At 30.6% G+C, this 20835-nt stretch carries 13 protein-coding genes; 6 read left to right on the top strand and 7 right to left on the bottom strand.

What is annotated here, in order from left to right:
- Positions 1-132: 132 nt before the first annotated feature.
- The 4 genes from J3359_RS17800 to dnaN all read right to left on the bottom strand — a co-directional run bounded on the left by J3359_RS17800 (position 133) and on the right by dnaN (position 4273).
- A complete protein-coding gene (locus tag J3359_RS17800) occupies positions 133-552 on the bottom strand; it encodes a VOC family protein (RefSeq protein WP_208078505.1) in 420 nt (139 codons plus the stop codon).
- 183 nt (positions 553-735) lie between these two features.
- Positions 736-2436: a gamma-glutamyltransferase gene (ggt, locus tag J3359_RS17805; protein WP_208078507.1), complete on the bottom strand. Its 1701-nt coding sequence runs from the start codon at positions 2434-2436 to the stop codon at positions 736-738.
- A gap of 43 nt (positions 2437-2479) precedes the next feature.
- Positions 2480-3070, bottom strand: coding sequence for an acyl carrier protein phosphodiesterase (locus tag J3359_RS17810; protein ID WP_437440105.1), 591 nt, complete (start codon positions 3068-3070; stop codon positions 2480-2482).
- An 84-nt stretch (positions 3071-3154) separates the two neighbouring features.
- Positions 3155-4273 (bottom strand): DNA polymerase III subunit beta, encoded by a 1119-nt coding sequence (gene dnaN / locus J3359_RS17815; RefSeq protein WP_208078509.1) that lies wholly within the window; start codon positions 4271-4273, stop codon positions 3155-3157.
- 321 nt (positions 4274-4594) lie between these two features.
- Here dnaN and J3359_RS17820 point away from each other — a divergent pair, with 321 nt between their 5' ends.
- The 3 genes from J3359_RS17820 to J3359_RS17830 all read left to right on the top strand — a co-directional run bounded on the left by J3359_RS17820 (position 4595) and on the right by J3359_RS17830 (position 10067).
- Positions 4595-7081 carry a PIG-L family deacetylase gene (locus J3359_RS17820; RefSeq protein ID WP_208078511.1) on the top strand — a complete coding sequence of 829 codons (2487 nt, stop codon included), beginning with the start codon at positions 4595-4597 and terminating at the stop codon, positions 7079-7081.
- Between the two features lie 222 nt (positions 7082-7303).
- On the top strand, positions 7304-9016 hold the full coding sequence (locus tag J3359_RS17825) for a sodium:solute symporter family protein (RefSeq protein ID WP_208078512.1): 1713 nt from the start codon (positions 7304-7306) through the stop codon (positions 9014-9016).
- A gap of 85 nt (positions 9017-9101) precedes the next feature.
- The gene (locus J3359_RS17830; RefSeq protein ID WP_208078513.1) at positions 9102-10067 is read left to right on the top strand and encodes a Gfo/Idh/MocA family protein; all 966 of its coding nucleotides are present in this window, start codon (positions 9102-9104) and stop codon (positions 10065-10067) included.
- A gap of 47 nt (positions 10068-10114) precedes the next feature.
- On the opposite strand, the gene J3359_RS17835 is transcribed toward J3359_RS17830, so the two are convergent.
- Positions 10115-11971 carry an LTA synthase family protein gene (locus tag J3359_RS17835; protein WP_208078514.1) on the bottom strand — a complete coding sequence of 619 codons (1857 nt, stop codon included), beginning with the start codon at positions 11969-11971 and terminating at the stop codon, positions 10115-10117.
- Between the two features lie 25 nt (positions 11972-11996).
- Positions 11997-13022 (bottom strand): tRNA (adenosine(37)-N6)-threonylcarbamoyltransferase complex transferase subunit TsaD, encoded by a 1026-nt coding sequence (gene tsaD, locus J3359_RS17840; protein ID WP_208078515.1) that lies wholly within the window; start codon positions 13020-13022, stop codon positions 11997-11999.
- A gap of 259 nt (positions 13023-13281) precedes the next feature.
- On the opposite strand from tsaD, the gene J3359_RS17845 reads away from it, so the two are divergent.
- From J3359_RS17845 to gap, 3 genes are all read left to right on the top strand, one after another.
- Positions 13282-17649: a translocation/assembly module TamB domain-containing protein gene (locus J3359_RS17845; RefSeq protein ID WP_243765955.1), complete on the top strand. Its 4368-nt coding sequence runs from the start codon at positions 13282-13284 to the stop codon at positions 17647-17649.
- Between the two features lie 232 nt (positions 17650-17881).
- Positions 17882-18868 carry a 6-phosphofructokinase gene (gene pfkA, locus J3359_RS17850; RefSeq protein ID WP_208080521.1) on the top strand — a complete coding sequence of 329 codons (987 nt, stop codon included), beginning with the start codon at positions 17882-17884 and terminating at the stop codon, positions 18866-18868.
- A 28-nt stretch (positions 18869-18896) separates the two neighbouring features.
- Positions 18897-19898 (top strand): type I glyceraldehyde-3-phosphate dehydrogenase, encoded by a 1002-nt coding sequence (gene gap / locus J3359_RS17855; RefSeq protein ID WP_208078517.1) that lies wholly within the window; start codon positions 18897-18899, stop codon positions 19896-19898.
- A gap of 99 nt (positions 19899-19997) precedes the next feature.
- On the opposite strand, the gene J3359_RS17860 is transcribed toward gap, so the two are convergent.
- Positions 19998-20378, bottom strand: coding sequence for a Rid family detoxifying hydrolase (locus J3359_RS17860; RefSeq protein WP_208078518.1), 381 nt, complete (start codon positions 20376-20378; stop codon positions 19998-20000).
- Between the last annotated feature and the right edge of the window lie 457 nt (positions 20379-20835).

A 20835-nucleotide genomic window follows, 5' to 3' on the forward strand; every position in this document is an offset into this window, starting at 1 on the left:
AGCGCAGTCGAGACCTAAATATAAATTCCTAAATTTAATAACTTCTCGAGAACTGCGTTCGGTACTTTCAATCAAAATTTATTTTGATTTTAGTAATGCTCGAAGAGACAAGGTATACGAATTTTTAAAATTCTACTTCGCAAACAATTGCCCAATATCTTTAAACGCTTTAAATTCCAACGCATTATTTTCTGGATCCATAAAAAACATGGTGGCTTGTTCGCCTACTTTTCCTTTAAAACGAATGCAAGGTTCTATTTCGAATTTTGTGTTGGCTTCTTTTAATCTACCTGCCAAAGCATTCCAATCTTCCCAAGTTAACACAACGCCAAAATGCGGAACAGGAACATTATGTCCATCCACAGCATTAGAGATTCTTTGGGGTTTATAATCTTCTTTTACATGAAGTACCAATTGATGACCAAAGAAATTAAAATCTATCCAATCTTTTGTTGAGCGACCTTCTTCGCAATTTAAAATATCTCTATAAAAAGCTTTACATTTTTCTAAATTTTGAACAGGAATTGCGAGGTGGAAGGGTTGTAGTTTCATATTCAAAGTTTTTTTATTTAAAATTCAAAGTTAAGAAAATTTATTAGTCTTAATTTCCGTTTGAGTTTTGTTTTGAGTAAGTGCGTTAGGGATTGCAGTGGAAATCCTTTTGCCTTTTTTTAAGGCAAAAGATTGGAACGGAAAGCCCGCTCGAACGCCCAAAAAAATAAACCAAATAATTTTCTAAAAACCAGAAGCGGAATCGTCTCCACGTTTGTCTGCGCCACCTTCTAAATGTCCGTTTTTTAAAACTAAAATTGCAGCTACTTTTCCGATAACTGGCGAATTGGTTTCATCTAAAGTATAGCCTAATTTTATAAGTTCCGATTTTATATTTTCATTAAAACTATTAGGTTCCATTTTAATCTCATCTGGCAACCATTGATGATGAAATCTTGGCGCATTTACGGCTTCTTGCATGCTCATTTTAAATTCATGTACATTTAAAATAGTTTGCAAAACAGAGGTAATAATAGTGGAGCCTCCAGGAGTTCCAACAACCATATGTAGCTTTCCGTTTTTCTCTAAAATAGTTGGTGTCATAGAACTTAACATGCGTTTTTCTGGAGCAATTTCATTTGCTTTTGCGCCCACCAAACCAAACATATTTGGCACACCTGGTTTGCTGGAAAAATCGTCCATTTCGTTGTTTAGGAAAAAACCTAAATCACTACAATACAATTTAGAACCATAACCGCCATTTATGGTGGTGGTTGCAGAAATTGCGTTTCCAAATTGATCTACGATCGAATAATGCGTAGTTTCATCACTCTCAATAATTTTAATAGTTCCGTGAGAAACGTCTGATGATAGTGTTGCTTTGTCAAAAGAAAAATTTGCCATTCTTTTTGCTGAATATGCTTTCGAAATCAATTCTTTTTGAGGAATTGTAACAAAGTCTGGGTCGCCTAAAAAATGACTTCTATCTGCATAAGCACGTCTTTCGGCTTCTACAATCACTTGAATTGTTTTTACTGAATTATGCCCGAATTTATCCAAATCAAAAGGTTCAATTGCATTCATAATTTGCGCTAAGCAAATGCCGCCACTTGAAGGTGGAGACATAGAAATTATCTTTAAATCGTCATACGTAAAAGTAACAGGAGTTCTCCATTTTGCTTCGTATTTTGCCAAGTCTTCAAGCGTTATAATTCCACCATTTGCTTGTATAAAAGTAACCAAACGTTTGGCGGTTTCTCCTTTGTAAAATTCGTCTCGTCCATTTTTTTGAATTCTGGTTAAAGTTTTTGCCAATTCAGGATATTTTATAGTGTCATTTTCTTTCCAACTTTTATTAAAAACAATAGAATCTTTGTTTGCTTCTAAAAACGAAGATTGGTAATATTTAATTCTTTTTTCTTGTTTAGCTGTTACTACAACTCCTTTTTTGGCAAGCTTAATTACAGGTTCTAAAATTTCTTCCATCGATAATGTTCCGAATTTTCTATGCACTTCGAAAACGCCAGCAACTGTCCCAGGAATTCCTACAGCCATGGCTCCCAATGTGCTTTTATTAGGGATTACATTTTCTTGAGCGTCTAAAAACATATTTTTAGAAGAAGCCAAAGGCGCTTTTTCTCTATAATCTAAAGCACCAATTTCTCCACTGTTTTTTCGATACACCATAAAACCACCACCACCAATATTTCCTGCATAAGGATATGCAACTGCCAAAGCCAATTCTGTAGCAACCATGGCATCGAAAGCATTTCCACCTTTTTTTAATATTTGAGCACCAATTTTAGAAGCTTCTTCTCTTGCAGAAACCACCATGGCTTTTTCGGTTATTTTGCCAATAACTCTTTCTTTTTTTTCTGATGTTTTACAGGAAGTTATTAGTAAAGAAAGGAATAGGAATGTTATAAAGATGTTTTTTGTTTTCATAATTGAATAGTTTATTAAGTTCTCGACTGCGCTCGAACAGACATTAATATTTTAATTCAAATAATTTCTGATTAGAAAATTCTATTAAATCTTTAAAAAAGAGTGTAAAATCTTCTTGTAATTCTTGTTCTAATTTTCGTAAATCTTCAATGGCTAAATTCATTTGAGATTTCCCTTTAGTTCTTGCATTTACGCCATTTAAAACTTTTTGAATTCCCTCTTTAAACTGATAATTGTATAGAATATTATATTCAATCATATATTTGATAAAGCTTTGAGATTTTAAAGGTAATTCAGGAGATTTTTTAGAAAACAATTTATTAATTGAATCTGTATACACATTCAAAGGAATTGCTGAATAATCTGCCCAATTTTTTGCTAAAAAGTAATCGTAAAAAATGTCGATAATTACACCATCATAATGTCTGTAGCGTTTGTGTAATCTGCGTTTGCTTTTTCTTACAATTTCGTGTGCATCTGTAAATGTATCTATTGCTCTGTGTAAGAAAATTCCTTGCTGAATTTCTTTTGAAAAATTCTTGTAATTATTTCCTCTAATATGATCTGCAATAAAATTGCCAATCATAATATTGGTATTGTTTTGTGAAAGGTATAAATGGGCGAGGAAGTTCATAATAGTAAATGTAAAGAAAAAAGGTCGTCTAAAAATTAATTTTTAGACGACCTTTTTTCTTTTATAAAAATTCTCAAAATAAATCTAGTTATTCAACATCACTGGCATTACCAACATAGTAATTTTTTCACCTTCATCAGTTCCATCAATTGGCGTTAAAATTCCTGCTCTGTTTGGTAACGACATTTCAATTAAAACTTCGTTAGAACTTAAATTGTTTAACATTTCACTTAAAAAACGAGAGTTGAATCCAATTTGCATATCATCACCTTGATAATCGCAACTTAAACGCTCGTTTGCTTTATTGGCAAAGTCTAAATCTTCCGCAGAAATATTTAGTTCTGTACCCGCCATTTTCAAACGAATTTGGTGTGTAGTTTTACTTGAGAAAATAGAAACACGTCTTACAGAATTTAAGAAAGAACCTCTATCTACTGTTAATTTATTCGGGTTTTCCTTTGGAATAACAGCTTCGTAATTTGGATATTTTCCATCAATTAAACGACAAACCAACACCACATTATCAAACGTGAATTTTGCATTTGCGTCATTATATTCAATCGTTACATCGCTATCAGAGCCCCCTAAAATTCCTTTTAATAAATTTAAAGGTTTCTTGGGCATAATAAATTCTGCAGTTTGGTCTGCAGTAACATCTGTTCTGGAATATTTAACCAATTTATGAGCATCAGTAGCCACAAACGTTAAACTTTGAGAACTAAACTGAAAGAAAACGCCACTCATAACTGGGCGCAAATCATCATTACCAGCTGCGAAAATCGTTTTCGAAATGGCAGTTCCTAAAATATGTGCAGGAACAACAGTTTGGCTTGGAGATGGTAAAGAAACCGCTTTCGGAAATTCATCTCCACCAAAATAAGCCATGTCGTATTTTCCTTGGTCAGAGCTAATTTCAATGGTGTTGTCTCCTTCCGTTTTAAATGTTAAAGGTTGGTCTGGAAACGTCTTTAAAGTATCTAACAATAAACGCGCAGAAACAGCAATAGAACCTTCGCTATTACTTTCTACATCTACCACAGAACTCATTGTCGTTTCTAAATCTGATGCAGAAACTTTTAGTTGGTTTTCAGACAATTCAAACAAAAAATTGTCTAAAATTGGTAATGTATTATTACTATTTATAACGCCACCTAAAACCTGTAATTGTTTTAATAATTGCGAACTCGATACAATAAATTTCATTGATTTTCTTATCTTAATTAGTATTACAAATATAACCTTAATATGTTATTCTGAAAATTAATTTATCAACAGGTTATGAGCAATTTTATTGATGATTTTAAAAACGTTATAATTATGTTAATTCGCCTATTTTGGTTGATAAAAAAAGTACATTTGTTTGCTTGCATGTTTTCTTTTTAAAAAAGATAATGTCTCTTTGAACATTACTGAAATAAAAAGATTTTTTATTAAAAATAACAAACGTAGTTCTTGAGAGGTTTTATTTAGGTCTCGACTACGTTCGTCCTAAATATATTTACTACTTACTATCAAAATATTAAAATGAAGAAATTCTTATTTTTTGTATCAGTATTTTTACTGATTTCTACTAATATATTTGCACAAAAACCAGCCAAATTAAACTCGAATCAAATTTATGAGAAAGTTCAAAAACTAAACTTTTTAGGAACTGCTTTATACATTGCTGCGCATCCAGATGATGAAAATACACGTTTAATTGCTTATTTAGCCAACAACGTAAAAGCAAGAACTGGTTATTTATCTTTAACAAGAGGAGATGGAGGCCAGAATTTAATTGGCCCAGAAATTAGAGAATTGTTAGGTGTAATTCGAACGCAAGAATTATTGGCAGCAAGAAGAGTAGATGGAGGAGAACAATTATTTACGAGAGCCAACGATTTTGGCTATTCTAAACACCCAGATGAAACCTTAAAAATTTGGAATAAAAATGAGGTTTTAAGCGATGTTGTTTGGGCAATTCGAACCTTTAAACCAGATGTAATTATCAATAGATTTGATCATAGAACTCCAGGAACCACACATGGGCATCACACAAGTTCTGCCATTTTAAGTGTAGAGGCTTTTGATAAAGTTGGCGATAAAACACAATTTCCAGAACAATTAAAATATACAGAAACCTGGCAACCAAAAAGACTTTTTTTTAATACATCTTCTTGGTTTTATAGAGATAAAGAGAAGTTTAAAGAAATTGCAAAAGATTTTACAAAATTTAACATCGGTGTTTATTATCCGCTAAAAGGCTTGTCTAACAACGAATTAGCGTCCATAGCAAGTAGCCAGCACTTGTGCCAAGGTTTTGGAAGATTAACAACAAGAGGAACTCAAACTGAATATGTAGAATTTCTAAAAGGCGACAAACCAAAAGATAAAAACGATATTTTTTCAGGAATTAATACCACTTGGAATCGTGTAGAAAGTGGAGGAGAAATTGGCGATATTTTATACGAAGTTGAAGAAAAATTCGATTTTGTAAATCCGTCTAAACATTTACCAATGTTGCTGGAAGCCTATCAGAAGATACAGAAATTAAAAGATAATCATTGGAAAAAAATTAAAGAAAAACAAATTTTAGAAGTTATAGAAGCTTGTGCAGGTTTGTATTTAGAAGCTTCTGCAGTAAGCTCGTCAGGAACGCCAAATTCTTCAATAGAAATTAATTTTGAAGCCTTAAATAGAAGCGATTTTCCAATTGAATTAACATCCATTATTTCTACAATTGATGGAAAAAAGATCGCTAAAAATATTGATTTAGAAAGTAATAAAAAATCAAATTTTAAAGAAACCATTCAATTAAAAACAAATACTTATTCAGACCCATATTGGTTGCGTGAAAATGCTTTTTTGGGAATGTACAAAGTAAAGAATCAGTTATTAATTGGAAAACCAGAAACACCAAGGCCAGCGAAAATTACATTCAATTTAATGATGGAAAATGTGCCTGTTTCCATCACAAAAGACGTGGTAAGAAGGTATGCAGAAAGAGATAAAGGAGAGATTTACGAACCTTTTGAAATTTTGCCCAAAGTAACCACAAAACTAAAAGATAAAGTAATTATTTTTTCTGAGGATGTTCCTCAAAAAGTGGTCGTAGAAGTTAGGGCAGGAGAGAATAATGTTGCAGGAAAAGTACATTTAAAACTACCTACAAATTGGAAAGTTTCACCAAAAGAAATCAATTTTAAAATTCAGCAAAAAAACGACAAACAAACCATTGAGTTTTTAGTAAATCCACCTAAAAAACAATCAGAAGGAAAGTTAGAAGTTATTGCAACCTCCAAAGGTAAAAACTTTACTAAAGAATTGGTGGAAATTAAATACAATCACATTCCAAAACAATCGGTTTTATTAAATTCTGAAGCAAAAATTGTTCGTTTAAATATTAAAAAAGTTGGAAATAATATTGGTTATATCAAAGGAGCAGGAGATACTGTTCCAGAAAATTTACGTCAGATTGGTTATACAGTAGAAGAAATTAATCCGTTAGAAATAAATGCTGAAAATTTACAGAAATACGACGCCATTGTTTTGGGAATTAGAGCCTATAATGTGGTAAAAGAATTAAAATTCAAACAAAAATATTTGTTGGAATTTGTAAAAAATGGCGGAAATATGATTGTGCAATACAACACCAATAGAGGTGTAGATGTGGCACCACCATTTCCTTTAAAATTATCGAGAGATAGAGTTACAGACGAATTTGCAGAAGTAAGAATATTAGATAAAAACAACCCCTTACTAAACTTTCCGAATAAAATAACAGAAGAAGATTTTAAAGGTTGGGTACAAGAAAGAGGTTTGTATTTCCCCAATTCTTGGGATGCGAATTTCACCCCAATTTTATCGATGAATGATAAAGGAGAAACATCTAAAAACGGAAGTTTATTAATTGCAAAATACGGAAAAGGAAATTATATATACACAGGTTTAAGTTTCTTTAGAGAATTGCCAGCAGGAGTTTCTGGTGCGTATAAATTGTTTGCGAATATGTTGTCTGTAGGGAAAAAATAGTTTCAAAACTATAGAATTTCAAAGCTTCAAAGTTGCAAAAGGTTTAAATAAAGTTAAAAAGAATTCAATTAGATTATTTACAATTCAACTTTTTAACAATTACACAATATTTATGAAAGAACAAAAATACGTTTGGAAAAAAGTTTACACGCTGGTTTTGGTGGCAAATTTGGTGTATTTAATTGCGTTTTATTTAATTACTAATTATTTTACTGTTTAGTTATGGAAGTAGCAGATAAATTAGCCACAGTAGATTGGATTGTGCTCTCGATAACACTTTTATTTATAGTAACTTATGGAACCTATGTAACGCGAAAAAGTAAAAATGTAACCGATTATATAAAAGGAGGAAGCGACTCAAAATGGTGGACAATCGGTTTATCTGTCATGGCAACACAGGCAAGTGCAATTACCTTTTTATCTACGCCAGGACAAGCGTTTCATAGTGGAATGGGATTCGTGCAATTTTACTTCGGTTTGCCAATTGCAATGATAATAATTTGTGTGGTTTTTATACCTATTTATCACAAATTAAAAGTCTATACAGCCTACGAATTTTTGGAAGGAAGATTCGATTTAAAAACACGAAGTTTGGCGGCGATTTTATTTTTAATTCAGCGTGGTTTGGCAGCAGGAATTACCATTTTTGCACCCGCAATTATTTTAAGTGCGGTTTTAGGTTGGGATTTATTAACATTAAATATTATCATCGGTTTTTTGGTAATTATTTACACAGTTTCTGGAGGAACAAAAGCAGTAAATGTAACACAGAAACAACAAATGATTATCATTTTTTGTGGAATGATCATTGCTTTTTATATGATTATGAGTCAACTTCCTACAGATATTACTTTTGCAAAAGCATTAAAAATTGCTGGTGCAAGTGGCAAAATGGAAGTTTTAGATTTCTCTTTCGATTTGAGTAATCGTTACACAGTTTGGACAGGGATTTTGGGTGGAACTTTTTTAATGTTGTCTTATTTTGGAACAGACCAAAGTCAGGTGCAACGTTATTTATCAGGAAAATCTGTTCGTGAAAGTCAGTTAGGTTTAATTTTTAATGGACTTTTAAAAGTGCCAATGCAGTTCTTTATTTTACTGATTGGTGTCATGGTTTTTGTGTTTTATCAATTTAATCCTTCGCCTTTAAATTTTAATCCTGGTGCAAATGAAGAAGTTGCAAGGTCTAAGTATGCGAATGAATATAAGCAATTACAAGATGAGCATATAGAGATTGAAAACGCTAAAAAAATACTATTTGCTGATGGTTTTCAGGCAGAAGAAAAGCAACAAATTTTAGATTTAAATACGAAAGATTTGGCTTTAAAAGCAAAATCGAAAGTAATTATCGATAAAATTGATGAAGAAAATTCACTAGAAAAAATAGAATCGAATGACAAAGATTATGTGTTTATTCATTTTATTTTAAACAACTTGCCAAGAGGATTAATCGGACTTTTATTAGCGGTTATTTTATCTGCTGCAATGTCTTCAACAGCATCTGAATTAAATGCGTTGGCGAGCACAACTGCCATGGATTTATACAAACGAAATGTGAAGGGAGATAGGAGTGAAGCACATTTTGTAAAAGCATCTAAATGGTTTACATTGGCTTGGGGAATTGTTGCCATTTCTGTGGCTTGTATAGCCAATTTATTTGATAATTTAATTCAGTTAGTAAATATTATTGGATCTATTTTCTATGGAAATGTTCTGGGGATTTTCTTACTCGCATTTTTTATAAAATTTGTAAGAGGAAATGCTGTTTTTATGGCGGCTTTAATTACACAAGCGATTATTATAGCTGTGTACTTTTTAGATTGGTTGCCTTATTTATGGTTAAATTTATTGGGTTGTGCTTTGGTAATGGGAATTGCGATTTTGATTCAGTCTTTTTTACCCAAAAAGCCAAAATTGAAACTAAGTGAAGTTTAATTAAAAATATTTAGGTCTGACAAGTTTTATACTGAAACAAGTACAGCGCAAGAAACCTGTCAGATCTTTAATAACAATAAAAATAATGAAAAAGATTAAATGGGGAATAATAGGTTTAGGAAATATTGCCAACAAATTTGCAGAAGATTTAACGACGATTAACGATGTAGAATTAGTCGCAGTTGCTTCTCGAAGTATGGATAATGCAAACGAATTTGCAAAGAAATTCAATGCGAAAAAAGCTTATAATTCTTATGAAAAATTAGCAAAGGATAAAGAAGTTGAAGCAATTTATATCGCAACTCCACATAGTTTTCATAAAGAACACTCCATACTTTGTTTAGAAAATAAAAAAGCAGTTTTATGTGAAAAACCATTTGCAATGAATTTGCAAGAAGTTGCTGAAATGATTGCAGTTGCCAAAGAAAATAATGTGTTGTTAATGGAAGCTTTGTGGACCTATTTTCTGCCACATTATAAATTTGCTTTAGAATTTTTGCAAAAAGAAAAATTAGGAAAAGTTTTACAATTAGAAGCAGATTTTGGGTTCCATCCAACCTACAATGAAGAGAGCAGGGTTTTTAAGAAAGCAGTTGGTGGAGGAAGTTTGTTAGATATTGGAATTTATCCCATTTTTGCAGCTTTATCTACTTTAGGAACACCAAAAAATATAAAAGCAGATGCTACTTTTTTTGAAAATGGGGTTGATTCCAGTTGTTCTATGATTTTTGAATATGAAAACTCAAAAGCAATTCTAAAAAGTACATTGTTAAAAGAAACAAAAACGGAAGCAATTTTTACTTGCGAAAACGGAAGGTTGATTATAAATAAACAATTTCACACGCCAAGTTCTGTAACGATTATTTCTGAAGAAAAAGAAGAAACCATTCCATTTGAGTGTGAAACAAATGGTTATAATTTCGAAACCGAACATTTTAATCAGCTTTTAAGAGAAGGGAAAAAAGAAAGTAATATTATGACTTTCGAATTTTCTAAAAAATTGATGAAAAATTTAGATGAAGTGAGAGGTATTATTGGTTTAGAATATTAATGTTTGGTAGTCTTAACTTCTGCTTTTTATTAAAAATTTTAATAATATTATTTCCTATTTAAAAAATCTTGATACGCATTTTGCGAAATAGCTTTCCCCAAAGAATCCAGTTGAGAAGCTTCTTTTCCATTTTCCAAGATAGCTTTATTGCTTGTAAAATCGTACACAAATACACCGTTTTTAGTGTAAGTTCCAAAGCCGTTATTAAAGATATAATGTGCATATTGTTTGCTGGAATTGTTAAAAATATTTTTACTAAAACTAAAATCAGCCTTGTTTCCATTTAACAAATCTAACAAGGTAAAAGGCAAATCTATTTGCGAAGAAATATTATTTATTTCAATTCCTTTTTGTTGTAAAGCACCACCCAGCCATAGCATTGGAATTTTAAATTTTTTAGGAGAATTAAAAATACCTTCGTGTTTTGGATAGCGATGTCCATGATCTGCAATAATTATAATCAAGGTATTTTTATACCAAGGTTGTTGTTTTGCATTTTCTATAAAATTTCCAATAACTTGGTCTGTATATGCGTGTGCGCTTCTAAATTTATTTTCGTCTGTATCTTTTCCGAATTTGTAATCGCCAATAATCTCATAAGGTTCGTGACTCGTAAGTGTTAAAGCAATTTTAAAAAAAGGTTCTTTTTGTTGGCCTTTTAGATCATCAGCAAAACGTTTCATGAAAATATGGTCGTGAGCACCCCATTTCGAGTTCCAATCTTTTTTATCGAAATCGTCTCCATCTACAAAATGTGTAATTCCAGAATTTCTTAAATAGGTATTCATATTTCCGAAATTTAAATCTCCACCATAATAAAAGGAAGTTTTATAGCCCAAATCAATCATTTTTTTAGGTAACATTGGTAAACTCCTTGTTTTATTTGGCATTTTCATAATGCTTTTTGTAGGTTGTGGGTAATAACCACTTAAAATAGCAGGAATTCCTTTGTCTGTTCTATCTCCATTTGCATAGAAATTTGTAAATAAAATTCCTTCTTTAGAAAGCCGGTTCAAATTTTCGGTAACATTTGGTTCTCCACCCAAGGAACCTACAACTTTGGCAGTTAAACTTTCCCAAACAATTAAAATAACGTTTGGTTTTGTGGTGTTTAAAATACTGTTTTTTGTTGCAGTTAAAAGAGAATTCCTTCTTTTTGAAATGATATTTTTTGCAATATCGTTATTAAAATATTTATAAGGGTTTCCAGTATCTGAGTTGTCTAAAAATGCGTTAAAAAAGTTCCAAATAAAATTATTTGCAGCGTGATTTGCGAACATTTTATCAGAAAAATAAACATTGCTTTGGTTTATTGGAATTATTTGTAAGCCACCTCTTAAAGGAATAATTAGAGCTCCAGTTATTATTAAAAACAAAGGTATTTGCAACCAACTTCCTTTGTTTATGTTTTTTATTTTTAAGTGAATGTTTTTTTGAAACCATTTGATAAAAATGAAAGAAAAGACAATTAAAAATAAGGTTCCTAAAATTATTTGAAAACTAGAAACCGAAGCTAACATAACTTCTGGAGTATTTAAATATGTAAAGAAAGAAGTGTCTAAACGAACTCCCCAAGCTTCATACAAACCAACATCTAATAATAGAAAAATAGTAATTAAAACAATTAAAATATACGAGTACCATTTTATAATTTTCTCGATAATTTTAGTTCGAAAAAATAGTGTAAAAATAATTAGCAAAAAAGGAATGATACTTAAATAGGAGGTAAAAGAACAATCTAAACGTAAACCATAAATAAATGTTTTAAGAATTGTTACAAAGTCTAACTCTTTGGTTTTATCAAAATTAAAAAGTAAAAAAAATAAACGCGCAAATACAAAATAACCTACCCATAGAAAAAAGTAAGTAATGTTTAATAGAAGTCTGTCTTTTATACTTTTCATAAATAAAATAGAAGAAATTTAAGGATTATTCAGTTACTTTTAAGCGAGCTTTTGCAGTTACAGAAACATCGGAATAATCTTTGTTTAAATATTTTAAATATCCTGTAATAGCAATCATAGCAGCATTGTCTGTTGTATATTCTAATTTTGGGATGTAAGTTGTCCATCCAAAGTGCTTTTCTGCTAATTGTAAACGTTTTCTAATTTCAGAATTAGCAGAAACACCACCAGCAATAGCAATATGTTTAATTCCTGTTTTTTTAACTGCATTTTTTAATTTTTCCATTAAAATTTCTACGATTGTATATTGTATGGAAGCACAAATATCATCTAAATTTTCTTCAATAAAATTAGGATTTATTCGCTGTTGTTTTTGAATAAAATATAAAATACCTGTTTTTAACCCACTAAAACTAAAATCTAAATCGCCTACTTTTGGTTTTGTAAACGGAAATGCTTTTGGGTTTCCTAGTTGCGCATGTTTATCAATTAAAGGGCCTCCAGGATAAGGTAAACCTAAGATTTTTGCAGATTTATCGAAGGCTTCTCCAACAGCATCGTCTATTGTTTCTCCTAAAATTTTCATTTCAAAATAATTAGAAATTTTTACGATTTGAGTATGTCCACCACTAATTGTTAAGCAAATAAAAGGAAAAGGAGGCGTTTTATTTTCATTATCATTTATAAAATGCGCTAAAATATGTGCTTGCATGTGGTTTACATTAATCAATGGAATTTCTAAGCCCAAAGCCAAGGATTTTGCAAAAGAAGTTCCCACCAATAAAGATCCCATTAAACCAGGACCTCTTGTAAATGCAATTGCAGATAATTTTTCTTTTGTAATATTCGCTTTTTCTATGGCTTGTTGCACTACAGGAACAATATTTTGTTGATGTGCTCTGGAAGCCAATTCTGGTACAACACCACCATATTTAGAGTGTACTTCTTGGTTTGCTACTACATTGCTTAAAACTTTAGCATCGCAAATTACAGAGGCACTTGTATCGTCGCAAGAAGATTCGATACCTAAAATGTAGGCAGGTTTTTTCATGAAAAAAATATTAAATCACAAAATTAAGTATTATTTTTGGTTGAGGTTGCTTTTTTAAGATTAGAAACTAAATTCTTTGTTAAATTTGCACGTTCTTTGTAAGAATTGGCAATATTTTTGATTGTCTATCATTTCATATATATTGTAATTCTTTTTAAAATAAATTGTTATTAAACGAGCTGCGAAAAAAATACTAAAATGGTTAGGGTACATTGTACTCTTTTTGTTGTTGGTTAGTGTTTTTTTATCCACCTCTTTCGTGCAAACGAAATTAGGAGAATATGCAACCAACCGAATTAACGACGATTTTGGAACCAATTTAACCATTGGAAAAATAAACTTGTCTTTTTTAGGAAGCGTAGAGCTTAAAGATGTAAAAATTAAAGACCATCATAAAGACACTTTAATTTTTGTAAATAGTTTAAGTACTTCTGTTTTAAATGCCAAAAAAGTACTAAATAGCGAAGTTTTATTAGGCGATATTACCATAGATGGCGCACATTATTATATGAAAACCTATAAAGGGGAAAAAGATGATAATATGGCTGTTTTTATGGATAGTTTTAAAAGCAATAAGCCAAAAGATTCTCTTATTGCTCCATTTATTTTAAAAACAGCGAATGTTTATATAAATAATTTAGATTTTAAACTAATTAATTTAAATAAAAAAGATTCCTTGGTTTTTTCAGCATCAAAAACAGGAGGAAATTTACAAAACCTATCTATTGTTGGTCCTAATTTTTCTACCAATACAAGAGGTTTGTATTTTGTTACCAATTTAGGGTTAGAAGTTACCAATTTAACAACCAATTATACATTTACAAAAACTGCGATGAAATTTGCTAATACTACTTTGCAAACCAAAAATTCAAATATTTATGGAGATATTCTTTTCAGCTATAAAAGAGAAGACTTAACTAGTTTTACAGATAAAGTAAAAATAAATGCAAATTTTAAAAAAAGCGATTTAAGAGTTTTCGATTTAAAGAAATTCTACAACGAAGTAAGTGGAAACGATTTAATTACTTTTAAAACAAATATGGTTGGAACGTTAAATAATTTTGAATTGAAAAATTTAAAATTAGCCACCCAAAAAGGTATCCGCGTTTATGGAGATTTGTCTTTTGTAAACGCTGTAAATGTAGAAAGGGGCTTCGTTTTCGAAGGGGATTTAAACAATTTAACAGGAACTTATAGAAAATTAAAAAATATAATGCCCAACGTTTTGGGAAAAAACATTCCAACAGAATTCGATAAGTTTGGTCGTTTTGTAGCCAGAGGAAAAGTAAGGGTAACACCCACTCAAATGACAGCTACTGTTACTATGAGCTCTCAAATAGGTGGTGTTGTAACCGATTTAGAAATCGATAATTTAGATGCAATAGATACTGCAGGTTATGCTGGGAGTTTGCAGTTATTGGGTTTCGATATGGGAAAGTTTTTAAACGACCCGTTGTTTGGTAAAGTTTCTTTGGAAGGAGATGTTAATGGAAATGGATTTAAATTATCGAATATCGATACTCGATTTATTGGTAAAATTTCTGAATTTAATTTTAAAGATTATACCTATAAAAATATTACAGCCAATGGTCAATATCAAAATAATAAATTTGATGGCGACTTGTTAATTAATGATGAAAACTTTAAAATGGACTTTAAAGGTTTGGCAGATTTGTCTTCGGAAGTGCATAAGTTCGACTTTAAATCGAACATTATGTATCTAAATTTAAAACAAACAAATCTTTTTACAAGAGATAGTATTTCTGTTGTAAAAGGAAACATAACTTTAGATATCGAAGGAAACGATTTAGATGATATTGTTGGAAAAGCAACCTTTAGAAACGTGCTTTACACCAACGAAAAGAAAGAATATACATTTAAAGAATTCGACGTTACCTCTTCTTTAAAAGACAGCATAAAAACCATTGAAGTAGTTTCCGAGGACATTGCAAGTGGATCTATTTCAGGAAAATTTTCTTTTGAAGAGTTACCAAAAGTGGCGCAAAATGCCTTGGGTAGTATTTATACGAATTACAATCCATATTCTGTTACTCCAAAACAATATTTAGATTTTGATTTTACGATTTTTAATAAGATTGTAAATGTATTTTTTCCATCGATTTCTATTGACGATAACACCAAATTAAAAGGAAAAATAAATTCTGATAAAAATCTTTTTAAATTGACGGTTTCTTCACCAAGAATCGATGCTTATGGTAATGAAGTAAAAGAAATTTTACTGAGAACAGACAATCAAAACCCGCTTTACAATACACATTTAACAGCCTCAGAAGTAAATACACCCTATTATAATGTTTCTAAACTAAATTTATTAAATAGAACCGAAAATGATACCTTGTATTTTAAATCAGTTTTTAAAGGTGGAGACAAGAAAAATGAAGACTTTAATCTCGATTTTTTCTACACATTTAATCCAGAAGGAAAATCGGTGGTTGGTTTTGAAGAATCTTCATTTATTTATAAAGAAAATACATGGAATATCAATCCAGATAAACAAAATACAGATAAAATTACATTCGATTTAAAAAAGGGTGAGTTTAATTTTAGTCAATTTAAATTAGTTTCAGGAGAACAAAAAATAGAATTTACTGGAAGTCTAAAAGGAACTGAAGAAAAAATATTACTAGCAGATTTTACAAAAGTAAATTTAGAAAGTTTTCTCCCCAAAATCGATAGTTTAGCTTTAAAAGGAACACTCTCTGGAAATTTAGATTTTGTTCAAAAAGATGGAGAGTACAACCCAGAAGCAACATTAATAGTTAAAGATTTTCAGGTAAATAGTTTTAAACAAGGAAATTTATCTATTAATGTACAAGGAGATAATTCTTACGAGAAGTACAACGTAAATTTATCCATAGAAAATAAAGATGTAAAAAGTATTGCAGCAACAGGTTCCTTAGATTTTTCTTTAGAAAGGCCTATTGTAGATCTAAACGTTTATTTAGAAGAATTTAAGCTAGAAGCATTTAGTCCATTAGGGCAAAATGTTTTATCTTCTTTAAGAGGAAGTGCTACTGGAGATTTTACATTAAGAGGTTTTTTAAGCAACCCAGATATGGATGGAAGTTTAACGCTTAAAAATGCAGGGTTAAAATTTCCTTATTTAAATGTAGATTACGATTTCGAGGGCGAATCTATCATTAATTTAATGCAACAATCTTTTATTTTAGAAGACTTTAAATTGTTAGACACCAAACATAAAACGAAAGGAATTTTTAAAGGAAGTATTTCTCATTTTAACTTTAAACAATGGTTTTTAGATTTAAAAATAGAAAGCGATAACCTGTTAGTTTTAGATACTAAAAACAAAGAAGAAGCCTTGTATTATGGAAGTGCTTATATAGATGGTTCTGCAAGTATTACAGGTTTAACAGACAGGCTTACAATAGATGTAAATGCAAAAACAAAGGCAGGAACTCTTTTTGTAGTTCCTTTAAAAGACGTAGAAACTGTAGATAGTTATAATTTAATTCACTTTAAAACAAAGGAAATTAAAGCAAAAGATCGCCAAAAACAAATTGCTTTAGAAGCTTTAAAAGGATTGGAATTAAACATCGATTTAGAAGTTACCAAAGATGCAGTTGCACAAATAGTTATAGACGAGGTTTATGGAAGTCAGTTAAAAGGAAGAGGTTCAGGAAATTTACGTATAGAAATAGACACTAGAGGAAAATTTAATATGTTTGGAGACTATTTGGTAAATAGTGGAGTGTACGATTTTAAATACGGAGGAATTGTAAACAAGCCATTTGCAATCCAAAAAGGAGGAACCGTTTCTTGGAATGGAAACCCTGCAGATGCAAATTTAGATGTTACTGCGATTTACAAAGCAAAAGCAAATCCAGGCGTTTTATTGGAGAATTTTAATTCGAATAGAAATATCGAAGTAGATTTGGTGGCTAAAATTACAGGAGGTTTATTCAATTCTAAACAAGAATTAGACATTCAACTAAGCAATGTAGATCCAACAATTGCCAACGAGTTAGAATTTATTTTAAATGATAATAATGTAAACGAGAAAACAACACAGTTTATCTCTTTACTAGCGTTTGGTAATTTTACAAATCCAGACAAGCTAAATTTCGATGCAAATGCAACGATTACAAATACAGCTTCAAGCGCAATTGCAGCAGCTTTTTCAAGTTTGTTAAATAGTCCAAATAGTAAATTTCAATTAGGTGTAGATTATCAACAGGGGCAATCAAATAGTGGTGTAGAACGTTTAAATATCGATAATCAAGTAGATTTATCCGTAAGCACAAAAGTTAGCGATCGAGTTATTATTAATGGAAAAGTAGGAGTTCCAGTGGGTACAAAAACACAGTCGAGTGTTATTGGAGAAGTAAAAGTAGAAATTTTATTAAACGAAGAAGGTAATTTTAGAGGCGTAATTTTTAATCGTCAGAACGAAATTCAATATACAATCGAAGATCAAGGGTATACACAAGGAGTTGGACTTTCTTATCAGGTTAATTTTAATACCCTATCTGAGTTGTTACAGAAGTTAAATTGGAAAAAGAAAAAAGTAAAGCCTAAAAAGAAAGATATAGCAAAAGATTCTCTTCAAAAAGTTAACAAAGACTTAATAAACTTTGAAGGAAATTAACTTCCTTTTTCCTTAATTTTATAACATGTTTTTTAGGAAAACAAGAGTATTTATAATTATATAAAGTACTCTTTTTAATATAAATTAATTTGTAAATAACCTATATAAAAAACGTTTAACTTTTTTAAATTATGCTTCTTAAAAAGCATATATAAATAAAGGAAAAAGCCTAAAACGATTTCGTAGTTTTTTTATTTTAAATGCCTAAAAAGCAGTAATTTTACGATATATAATTATGAAGAAAATAAAAAAAATAGCAGTTATGACTTCTGGGGGAGATGCTCCTGGAATGAATGCAGCAATTAGGTCTGTAGTTAGAGCATGTGCTTATTACAGAGTTAGTTGTGTTGGAATATATAGAGGTTATGAAGGTCTTATCGAAGGCGATTTTATTGAGTTAACAGCAAGAAGTGTTAACAATATTATCAATAAAGGAGGTACCATTTTAAAATCTGCAAGATCACAAGAATTTAGAACCAAAGAAGGTAGAGCCAAAGCTTACGAGCATTTAAAAGAAAATGATATCGAAGGAATGGTTGTAATTGGTGGAGATGGATCTTTTACAGGAGCAGTAATCTTTAACGAAGAATATAAATTTCCAGTAATTGGAATTCCTGGAACTATCGATAACGATATTTTTGGAACGACGCATACTTTAGGGTACGATACTGCATTAAATACAGCTGTAGAAGCAATAGATAAAATTAGAGATACAGCATCTTCGCACAATAGATTATTTTTTGTAGAGGTAATGGGAAGAGATGCTGGTTTTATTGCCTTAAATGCAGGAGTTGGAGCAGGAGCAGAAGAAATTTTAATTCCTGAAGAAGATTTAGGATTAGATAGAATGTTAGAATCTTTAAAAAAGAGTAGAAGAACAGGGAAATCTTCTAGTATTGTAGTGGTTGCAGAAGGAGATAAATCTGGGAAAAATGTGTACGAATTAGCAAAATATGTAGAAGAAAACTTACCAGAATACGATGTTAGAGTTTCTGTTTTAGGACATATGCAAAGAGGAGGTTCTCCATCTTGTTTCGATAGAGTTTTAGCAAGTAGATTAGGGGTTAAGTCTGTAGAATTATTATTAGATGGGAAAACAAACTTAATGGTAGGTTTAAAAAATAACGAAGTAATAAGTACAAGTATTGCAGAAGCAATCAAAGGAGGTCACTCAATAAATCAGGAACTTTTAAGAGTTTCAGATATTATGACCACATAATATTAATTAGTAATTAAAGAGTAAAAAAATGATAAAAGTAGGAATTAACGGATTTGGTAGAATTGGAAGATTAGCATTTAGATCTACAGTAAATAGACCCAACGTACAAGTAGTAGCAATTAACGATTTATTAGATGTAGATTATTTAGCATATATGTTAAAATATGATTCAGTTCATGGTAAATTCGATGGAACTGTTGACGTAAAAGATGGTAAGTTAGTTGTTAATGGAAACGAAATTAGAATTACAGCAGAAAGAGATCCAGCAAACTTAAAATGGAATGAAGTGGATGTAGATTATGTAATTGAATCTACCGGTTTTTTCTTAACAGAAGAAACTGCAGGAAAACATTTACAAGCAGGAGCTAAAAAAGTAGTTTTATCTGCACCTTCTAAAGATCATACTCCAATGTTTGTAATGGGTGTAAATAATACTGAATTAAAAGCAGATCAAAAGATTTTTTCTAATGCATCTTGTACTACAAACTGCTTAGCACCAATTACAAAGGTTTTAAACGATAACTTTGGTATTGTTGAAGGGTTAATGACAACTGTACATGCTGCAACAGCAACTCAAAAAACTGTAGATGGTCCCTCTATGAAAGATTGGAGAGGTGGGCGTTCTGCAATTGGAAATGTAATACCTTCTTCAACAGGAGCTGCAAAAGCAGTTGGTAAAGTAATTCCTGCAATGAATGGTAAATTAACAGGTATGGCTTTTAGAATTCCTACAATGGATGTTTCTGTAGTAGATTTAACTGTAAAATTAGAAAAAGCAGCTTCTTACGACGAAATTTGTGCTGCAATGAAAGCTGCATCAGAAAGTGGACCAATGAAAGGTGTTTTAGGATATACTGAAGATATGGTTGTTTCTCAAGATTTTGTTGGAGATACTCGTACCTCTATCTTCGATGCAAAAGCAGGAATTGCATTAAACGATAACTTTGTAAAAGTTGTTTCTTGGTATGATAACGAAATAGGATACTCAACAAAAATCGTAGATTTAATTGAATATGCAGATACTTTATAGTATTTAAAAATATACTATAAGTAAAAAAACCTGGTAGATTTATTTCTATCAGGTTTTTTTATTTTTGAATACTGAATACTGAATACTGAATACTAAATATTACTTCACAGCAATTACACTAATTTCTACGTTTACAAACTTAGGTAAATTGGCAACTTCTACAGTTTCTCTTGCAGGTGCAGTTTCATTATCGAAATACTCTCCGTAAACTGTATTTATTTCAGCAAAATTATTCATATCAGAAATAAAAATAGAGGCTTTAATAACATTTTCGAAAGACATTTTTGCAGCAGCTAAAACTTCTTTTAAATTTTCCATTACTTGCTTTGTTTCCAAAGCTATACTGTCTAAAACCAATTCTCCAGAATTAGGGTTTATAGCTATTTGTCCAGACGTATACAAAGTGTTTCCAGTTAATACAGCTTGGTTATATGGTCCAATTGGAGCAGGTGCATGTTTGGTGGTAATTATTTTTTTCATGGTTTTTATATTATTTCTCGCAAAATTGCAGATATGCGAAGTTATTAATTTTTAAAATAATTTAGAATAAAATCTAATTGATCTGTATAGCAGTAAATAGCAAATGAAAGCAGTAAAAAACCAAAAATTAAAAAATAATAAAAATTATAATTTCTTCCTTCGTTGTTTTCTAATATAATTTCGACGTCTTGGTTTTCTTTATTTAAATAAATTATACTCGTATTAAATGGAGGGTTTCTCTTAGGGTTTTTTGTGGTTGAAAATTCTAATTCTCTTTCTATCTCATGTCCATTTTTATCTATAAACTTTACAGTGTAATAATATTTAACTTGAGAATGATTTATATTAAAACCATCTGTTTCTGGATCACTATCATATTCATCATCATTTCTAACTTCTCTAATAGATGTAACTAAAGCCTGTTTTCTAATACCAATCTTTTTTAAAACAACTATTT

Origin of the sequence: Polaribacter cellanae (genome assembly GCF_017569185.1) — a bacterium.
Taxonomy (GTDB): Bacteria; Bacteroidota; Bacteroidia; order Flavobacteriales; family Flavobacteriaceae; genus Polaribacter; species Polaribacter cellanae.